The sequence below is a fragment of the Chamaesiphon sp. VAR_48_metabat_135_sub genome, assembly GCF_031418915.1.
GTDB lineage: Bacteria > Cyanobacteriota > Cyanobacteriia > Cyanobacteriales > Chamaesiphonaceae > Chamaesiphon.
Genome location: NZ_JANOJV010000320.1, coordinates 1 through 7,764, shown reverse-complemented (window position 1 = coordinate 7,764; position 7,764 = coordinate 1). Strand labels below are relative to the sequence as shown.

The following is a 7,764-nucleotide window of genomic DNA, read 5'->3' as shown; positions in this document are numbered from 1 at the left end:
AAAAAAAAAAACGCCGCTTCATGCCCTCTAGAGTGCCACGCTTTCCATCCGACTATAACCTCAGGGATTACTTTACAGGTATTGCCAACTGCAATTGAGTTGCGGGGAATATTTTTGAACTGAAGTATAAATCTATCTAATGGGGTACTAACATAGTGACTTAATTTATCTCTATTGGTAGATTAGTTTTTAGCGATCGAACTGCTACTATTCAAACAAACAATAAATAAAGATCGTGCTAAAAGTAAAAGATATCATCGGTAAACCCGTCGTCGCTTCCGATTCCGGCGAAAGAATTGAAACTGTTATTGCGCCAATCTTCGATCGAGCTGAAAACTGCTTATTAGGATTTCTGGTTGACCAAGCTGGCTGGTTTAGTAATCCTAAAGTTTTGCCATTATATCTAGTCCAAACGATCGAAGCTGATGCGGTTATTATTCCGTGGAAAGAGTCGATCGCTCCAGCCAGTGATTACGCGACTATTCACGATGTTTTAGAGCAGAATAACAGCCTCAATAGTGACCAGATGTTGACTAATGAAGATCTCGATCTATATTTTGACGAAAATACGGGTGATATCGAAAATTCTGAAGCTACGGCATTGCACTTATGAAATGGAGCGAAATTACCAATCATTTTTCACGATTGGTGCTGGGAGGAGCAGTATCGGTGGTGGGAATGGCAACACTACCAGCCATCGCCACGGCTCCGATGCCTCCACAACTGGTCTTAGCAAAACTAAATGGTCAACCCATCCACGTTTTATATTTAACTCGGAATCAAGACCGAATATTAGTTAGATGTTATCCAGGACAGCAACCAAGTATTATTGTCAAAGATAAAGTTGGTGGCACAAAAGAAGGAACTTTAAGCTGTGGAAATTAAACTGATATTCATTTAATTATTGAAAACATGAATATCTTCATCGATCGAGCAAAGTTATCACCATTTCAGTCTAAACACAATAGTCTGTTTGGTTGGTTTTTGTTGCTGACAATCTGGACGATATCAACGACGATTGGAGCGGTTCAGGCAGCAGAGAGGGTTGAATTTGGGATCGGGCCAATCGAGTTTGGTATTTCAGTCAAAGAATTGGAAACCTATGCTAAACAAGGTGATGTCGGCAAAGAATTAGCACCCTTTTTAAGTTCGATCGAAGCAAAAGATCGTAAGTATGTCCGCCAATTTCTGAAACTTAACTCAGATTTGAGCCAGTTGCAAGTATCTCAATTCTTTTACTCTGCGGTTGGTGAAAAGATTCTCACGTATTTAGGCGATCTAGTTCAAAGCGTTCGAGTAGACGCTCCTAAATCGAAGCGCAATTTGAATAGTGCAAAGGCAATTCGGACAGGATTAATCTCAGCCGCCGCCGATCCTAGTGGTCTATCTTTACTCACTTTCTTACGAAAATATCCCGCTCCGACGATGCGGTTGAATTTGGAAAAAGGGTTCGAGGTAGCAAACAAGATTGACAAACTCGGCAAGGAAACTGAGAGCGCGATCTCAGGTGTCGAACAACTGTCGTCGGAGTTGGCACAATCCGAGCCGAAAATCGAGCCAAACGCGATGGCAAATCTGGCTAGCCCAGGCGGATATTCAGTTAAATTGCAAACCGAAATCTTGAAAGATGCTCGGCGCAGTCGTCAATTTACGGTTGACTTCTATTTACCGCAAGGATTGTCTCAACCTGCGCCCGTCATCGTCCTCTCCCACGGCTTGGCATCCGATCGCCAACATTTTGCCGCGATCGCCAGACACCTCGCCTCTCACGGCTTTGTAGCGGTCACTGTCGAGCATCCTGGCAGTAACTCACAGAAGTTTAAAAATCTGTTGGTAGGTTCGAGCAAAGAAATGTTTGATGTCAGTGAATTTATCGATCGACCCAAAGATGTTAGCTATATTTTAGATGATTTGGGACGACGCTTGCCAGCGATCGCGAATGTGCAGCAAGTAGGCGTAATCGGGCACTCCTTTGGCGGTTATACCGCGTTGGCTTTAGCGGGAGCGACGATCGATTTCGACTATTTAACTAAAGAATGTAGTCAACAATTTAATGCTACCAATGCTTCGCTCTTATTGCAATGTGAGGCTTTAAAACTACCACGTCAGTTCTACAATTTTCGAGACAATCGCATCAAGTTTGCCCTAGCGATCAATCCAATTGAGAGTAGTATTTTTGGTCCAAAAGGGATGTCAAAAATTAAAATCCCAGTAGCGATTGCGGCATCTAGTGAAGATGTTGTTGCCTCGGCAGTGCTAGAGCAAATCAAACCTTTCTCATGGATAGTTGCACCAGAACGCTATCTTTTTGTGGTGCGAGGTGTCGGTCATGTCACTGATGTTCGCTCTTTCATCAGAGCATTTATGCCATCTCTTGAATCAGTTATTCCTGACAAAAACATCGAACCACTAAGAGAATATGCACGCATCTTTGTTTTAGCTCTAGTCCAGACTCATGTGGCAAATCAAAATAACTATCGTCCATACTTACAGGCGGGATATGCAATCTCAATTAGTCAATCTCCGAATCAGGTGAGTATTCTTCGATCTCTTACACCCGAACAGTTAGATAATATGCTTCAACTAGAACCACCTATCTCAAACAGTAATGTCAGGAGCAGGAATTAACTTCCTGCGAAAGTCAGGTTTTAGACTTTAGGCTTTAGGGGAAGATATAGACGAAAACAATACTAGAATTTTTTTGTTTTTACTTTCGCAGGATATCTAATTATCAACTATCAATTATTAATTATTAATTATCAACAGGATATTTATCATGACGTTAAAGCATAAAAATGGATTAGGTATGTTCGCGAATCTTCAACAGATTGAGTTAGCACTCGATCGACTCAAATCGGCTGGTGTTAAAATGAATAATGTTTCAGTTGTTGTACCACAGACTGATTCAGACAGTCCACAATTGAAAGCATTGACAGCACCAATTGTTCAGTCTGAACATGAGTTTACAGGCGGTAGTAAGATCGAGAGTATCGAACAGGGAGCTGTGAAGGCTGGAGCGGTGGGAACTGTTGTCGGGGGCGTAGTCGCGGCACTGACAACATTAGCTTTCCCCGCATTTAGTGGTGCTGTGGTGTTGGTAGGAATGGCAACAGGAGCTTTTTATGGAGCCGTATCGGGTGGAGTACTCGGCGGCGAAGGTGGCTTAGAGATTTCCGAAACGCAAGCGCAGTATTATGAAGATCTGTTGGCACAAGGACACTATCTATTGACAGTCACAGGAACTGATGATGAAATCGATCAGTCTGAGTCGGTGCTGAAGGCTGCAAATATTCAAGATTGGATGATTTTTAATACACTTTAAAACCAATATCATCCCATCGTCAATACAGTCAAGAACCGATCGATTGGCTTCAGGGTAAATATCCGTATTGGCAGTAAGAAAAAGTCATACAGAGTCAGTTCTTGTCTCATGCCTGGTGGAATTGTGAAAGGACTAGCCAGAACGACCCTTGTATGTAACAATGGGAGTTTTGGGTAAAGTATCAAGCACTAAGGAAATTTATGTCCCGATATCGCGGACCGAGACTGAGAATTACACGTCGTTTAGGCTCCTTGCCAGGATTAACTCGGAAAGAGCCACGTCGTGCATATCCACCAGGTCAACACGGTCAAAACCGGAAAAAGCGTTCTGAATACGCCATCCGTCTCGAAGAAAAGCAAAAATTGCGAATGAACTACGGTGTAAACGAGAAGCAAATGCTCCGCTACGTGCGGAAAGCAAGACGCGCGACTGGTTCTACCGGATTAGTTTTATTGCAATTACTCGAAATGCGGTTGGACAACACTGTATTTCGGCTGGCAATGGCTCCCACCATCCCAGGTGCGCGCCAACTAGTAAACCACGGACACGTCACCGTCAACGGACGTACTGTGGATATCGCTAGTTATCAATGTCGTCCCGGTGACGTAATTGGTGTCCGCAATCGCGAAGCATCAAAGAAATTGGTAGAAGCAAATCTCCAATATCCTGGTTTAGCGAACACTCCAAACCACTTGGATTTCGACAAAGCTAATTTAACTGGTAAAGTTACTGGCACGATCGAACGTGAATGGGTAGCCCTTCAAGTCAATGAGCTACTGGTTGTAGAGTACTACTCTCGCCAAGCCTAAAGATTGTGGATTTTGGATGGCGGCTGCATCCAAAATCTATTCTTTAATTAGCAACAGGAGTATTAATTTTCATGACAACTAGCATCACAAGATGCAGTCGATCGAGAATTTAATGAAATTGCATCGTTAGCGGTAGCAGCGTATCAAGCTCAGATAATTGGGATACATACCAGCGAGCTGACGGTAGCCGCAAGACAGATGTAAGCAAAGTTGGGATTCAAACAAGATATCGAGTTGCCGAGCAGATTAGGCATCCAATATTGGCGATATATATTGAAATTAGTGGAATAGTTGCCATTAGAGCAGAAGTCGATCGAGTCCTTCGATGTCATAATAGGCAATGTGAAGTTGTCAGCCCAGGAAAAACACCAACCATGAGTACTCAATCGCCAATACCCGTCGTCGTCAATGGAGCGGGTGGGAAAATGGGGCTAGAAGTAATTAAAGCAGTAGCTAACGCCCCAGATATGGTACTGTTGGGAGCGATCGATCGCAATCCCAAAATCCAGGGCGAAGATATCGGCGAAATCGCTGGTTGTGGAGCCTTAGAGGTGCCTGTAATGAACGATCTTCAGGCGATCCTGGCGATGGCATCCCAGGAGAAGCAAGCCGCTGTGATGGTCGATTTTACCCATCCTGATAGTATCTATGAAAACGTGCGATCGGCGATCGCCTATGGAGTGCGCCCAGTTGTGGGGACGACGGGATTGAGTACGAACCAGATTCAAGAATTAGCTGAATTTGCCGACAAAGCGAGTACTGGCTGTTTGATTATCCCAAATTTCTCGATCGGGGTGATATTAATGCAGCAAGCCGCAATTCAAGCCGCCAAATTTTTTGAACATGTGGAAATCATCGAACTCCACCACAATCAAAAAGCCGATGCACCCAGTGGTACCGCTATCCAAACCGCACAACTTTTAGGCGAACTCGGCAAAACGTTCAATCCTCCCAGCGTCACCGAATCCGAAAAGATTGCAGGTGCAAGAGGTTGTGTCGCCGATGAAAATATTCGCATTCATAGTATCCGACTACCTGGATACATTGCTCATCAAGAAATTATTTTCGGTGCACCAGGTGAAATTTACCTCCTCCGCCACGATACTACTAATCGCTCTTGCTATATGCCTGGAGTCCTCCTCGCCATTCGGAAGATTTTGGGACTAAAATCGCTAGTATACGGGTTAGAAAAGATCCTCTAATCACTACCGAAAGCCTAAATGGTGGGCAGCGGCTCGCGCCCTGGAGGTTCCCTCCAGATCTCGCTGTGACAAGACAGTGCCCACCGTGCAATATATTGAGAGTTTAATGTCATTAATACCATTTAAATTGGTATAATAATGAATAATCATCGAACGTTTAATTATTAATTATTAATTATTAAAACAGCCATTCGATCGGTACAAAGTCATATCCCGTGCCAGAAGAATATTTATAATGAGGTGGAGTGGGTGCGACTTCGACTAAAATATATCGTTCGGTTGGTTCGCCCTTGGTAAACTTAAATCGCCCAGAAGCACCCATAAATTCATTTTTGGATAAAATAGTCATCACACCCGATCGAGAAGGTACCTCTTGGGCTTTAATGGCTGTGCCCAGAGCCTTAACCGCATTATAAGAAGTTGCAGTTGCCCAGTTAACTCGATTGTTCCATAATTGTTTGGCACCAGCCGAAAATTGGGGTGTGCTTTCGGATTCTTGCCAAGGTACGCCGATAATTAAACCTTCAGCTTCTTTTCCCGCATTAAGGGTGTTCAGACTATATAGAGCGGTATCGGCAAAAACAGTAAATTCAGGATACTTACTAACTCTAAGTTTTAAGATTTGGAGAGCCTCTCGAGTGGAACGTCCAACGGGTAATAATAAGATGGCTTCGGCACCCATTTCATTAGCTTTTTGGAGGTGAGCTTCTGCATTAAATACTGGAGCACCAGCCGTGGTTCCAGAAAATGGAAAAGTACCGACAATTTCTCCACCTCTGGCTGTTAATAAATTAACAAATTGAGTTTTGAACTCATCATTATAAGCGATCGTCGGAACATAAAAAATAGCTACTCTGCGCTTACGATCTTTGTCAATTAAGCGATCGACAAATTTTTTGGCGATCGAATCTCCCCTGGCATTAGTTCTGAAAATATATGGTTTATTAGTGCCTGTTAGTTTGTTTGCAGTACTAATCGGCGCAATAAAAGCTAATTTATTCCGATCGTAAATATTTGCCGCCTTCATCGAGACATCATTGCGATTGTGCCCGACAATGCCTAATATTTCCGGTCGATCGACGACGGCATTAGCAATGGTTTCAATTGATTTGGGATCGTCACTATCATCAATTATTCTTAATTTAATTTTAGGTTCGTTCACATCACCAATTTGATTCATTTCCGATTGAGCTTGAGCGAACCCTCTCAACATTTCCGAGGCTCGATCGAACGATCTGGAGATCGGTACAGCAGTAGCAATAGTATAACTTTTGCGATTGCCAATTAAGGCATTATTTAGATAAATACGTGTCTCCGGCGAGTTGGGATTTTCGATTAATGCTCCTTGTAATTTGGTCGCAGCTTCGAGATAGTTTTCACTGGCGATCGCGGCAACTCCAGCCCTTTTTAACTCTTTAAATTTATCTGTATCTCGATCGCCTTCAAAGCTAAGTAAAATTCTTTCCCCAGTGCTACTGCGGCTGACCAGCGCATCATTGACGATCGCAGTTAGATGAGAAGATGGTAGAAGTTTAGGAATAATTATGGCACTTAAACCAATCAGCCCAGTAGTTAAAAGTCCCGCTATTATCCAAGGTTTTTTACGATTAATCTTAGATGATTTTTCAATTTTTACGGGAGCATGTTCGAGGAATGAAAAATCGTCATCGAATGGTACCAGATCTTCATCGTGTTGAAACGGATAGTCATCAAGTTCTGGAAAATCGTCAGAGACATTTTCCCCGACTGGATTACTAGCAGCCGGAATACTCAAAATCGGCAGACCCCACGTAGCATCTAAGGTATCCAAGACATCCCTCGCCGACTGGAATCGCGCTGTGGGTTGATGCTGCAACATTCGATTGAGGATCTCCGCCAAGGCATCGCTAACCTGGAGATCTGGTGTCCGCCATTGCCAATTATTAGTCTCAAACGCTAATAAATCTTCAGGTAGTTTACCTGTAAGTAAATTTAAACAAGTCACCGCCAAACTATACAAGTCTGATGAAGGATAAATTTCCTGTCCCTGGTGTTGTTTTCCTGGAGCATATTCTATTGTAGATACGGAGTTTAAATTACGTTCTAGCATCTGGACAGTCGCGCGAATGGTCTCAGCTCCAATCTGCTTCACCGCCCCAAAGTTGACTAAATAGATTTTGCCTTGTGCATCGCGGATGATGTTTGCTGGCTTAATCTCGCGGTGAATTGTGTCCTGAAAGTGAACGAATTCTAAAATTTTTGCAACTTCTCGCAATACAAAAATCACTTCCGATTCACTAAATTTACCTTTGACGAGCAATTCTGCTGCTAAACTTTGTCCGGCAATATATTCTCGAACTAAATAAAAGAACTTTTGTTGGCTATGGGGGGCCTCTGCGGGGATTGTCAGCTCCAAAAATGCAAAAATTTGGGGAATTTTAGGATGCTTGCC

The 7,764-nt window shown here is 43.2% G+C and carries 7 protein-coding genes; 6 read left to right on the top strand and 1 reads right to left on the bottom strand.

The window, feature by feature from the left end; translation table 11 throughout:
• Positions 1–235 precede the first annotated feature (235 nt).
• The 6 genes from RMO55_RS21750 (at position 236) to dapB (ending at position 5,333) form a co-directional block, all read left to right on the top strand.
• Positions 236–613, top strand: coding sequence for a PRC-barrel domain-containing protein (locus RMO55_RS21750; RefSeq protein ID WP_310430217.1), 378 nt, complete (start codon positions 236–238; stop codon positions 611–613).
• Positions 610–885: a hypothetical protein gene (locus RMO55_RS21745; protein ID WP_310430216.1), complete on the top strand. Its 276-nt coding sequence runs from the start codon at positions 610–612 to the stop codon at positions 883–885. The genes RMO55_RS21750 and RMO55_RS21745 overlap by 4 nt, the downstream gene beginning before the upstream one ends.
• A 27-nt stretch (positions 886–912) precedes the next feature.
• Positions 913–2,628, top strand: coding sequence for an alpha/beta hydrolase (locus tag RMO55_RS21740; RefSeq protein WP_310430215.1), 1,716 nt, complete (start codon positions 913–915; stop codon positions 2,626–2,628).
• A gap of 148 nt (positions 2,629–2,776) precedes the next feature.
• Positions 2,777–3,322 carry a hypothetical protein gene (locus tag RMO55_RS21735; RefSeq protein ID WP_310430214.1) on the top strand — a complete coding sequence of 182 codons (546 nt, stop codon included), beginning with the start codon at positions 2,777–2,779 and terminating at the stop codon, positions 3,320–3,322.
• A 200-nt stretch (positions 3,323–3,522) separates the two neighbouring features.
• The gene (gene rpsD, locus RMO55_RS21730; protein WP_310430213.1) at positions 3,523–4,131 is read left to right on the top strand and encodes a 30S ribosomal protein S4; all 609 of its coding nucleotides are present in this window, start codon (positions 3,523–3,525) and stop codon (positions 4,129–4,131) included.
• Between the two features lie 374 nt (positions 4,132–4,505).
• Positions 4,506–5,333 (top strand): 4-hydroxy-tetrahydrodipicolinate reductase, encoded by an 828-nt coding sequence (gene dapB / locus RMO55_RS21725; RefSeq protein WP_310430218.1) that lies wholly within the window; start codon positions 4,506–4,508, stop codon positions 5,331–5,333.
• Positions 5,334–5,511: 178 nt separating this feature from the next.
• Here the strand turns inward: dapB and RMO55_RS21720 are convergent.
• The coding region (locus tag RMO55_RS21720; protein WP_310430212.1) for an ABC transporter substrate-binding protein at positions 5,512–7,764 on the bottom strand (2,253 nt) is incomplete at its 5' end.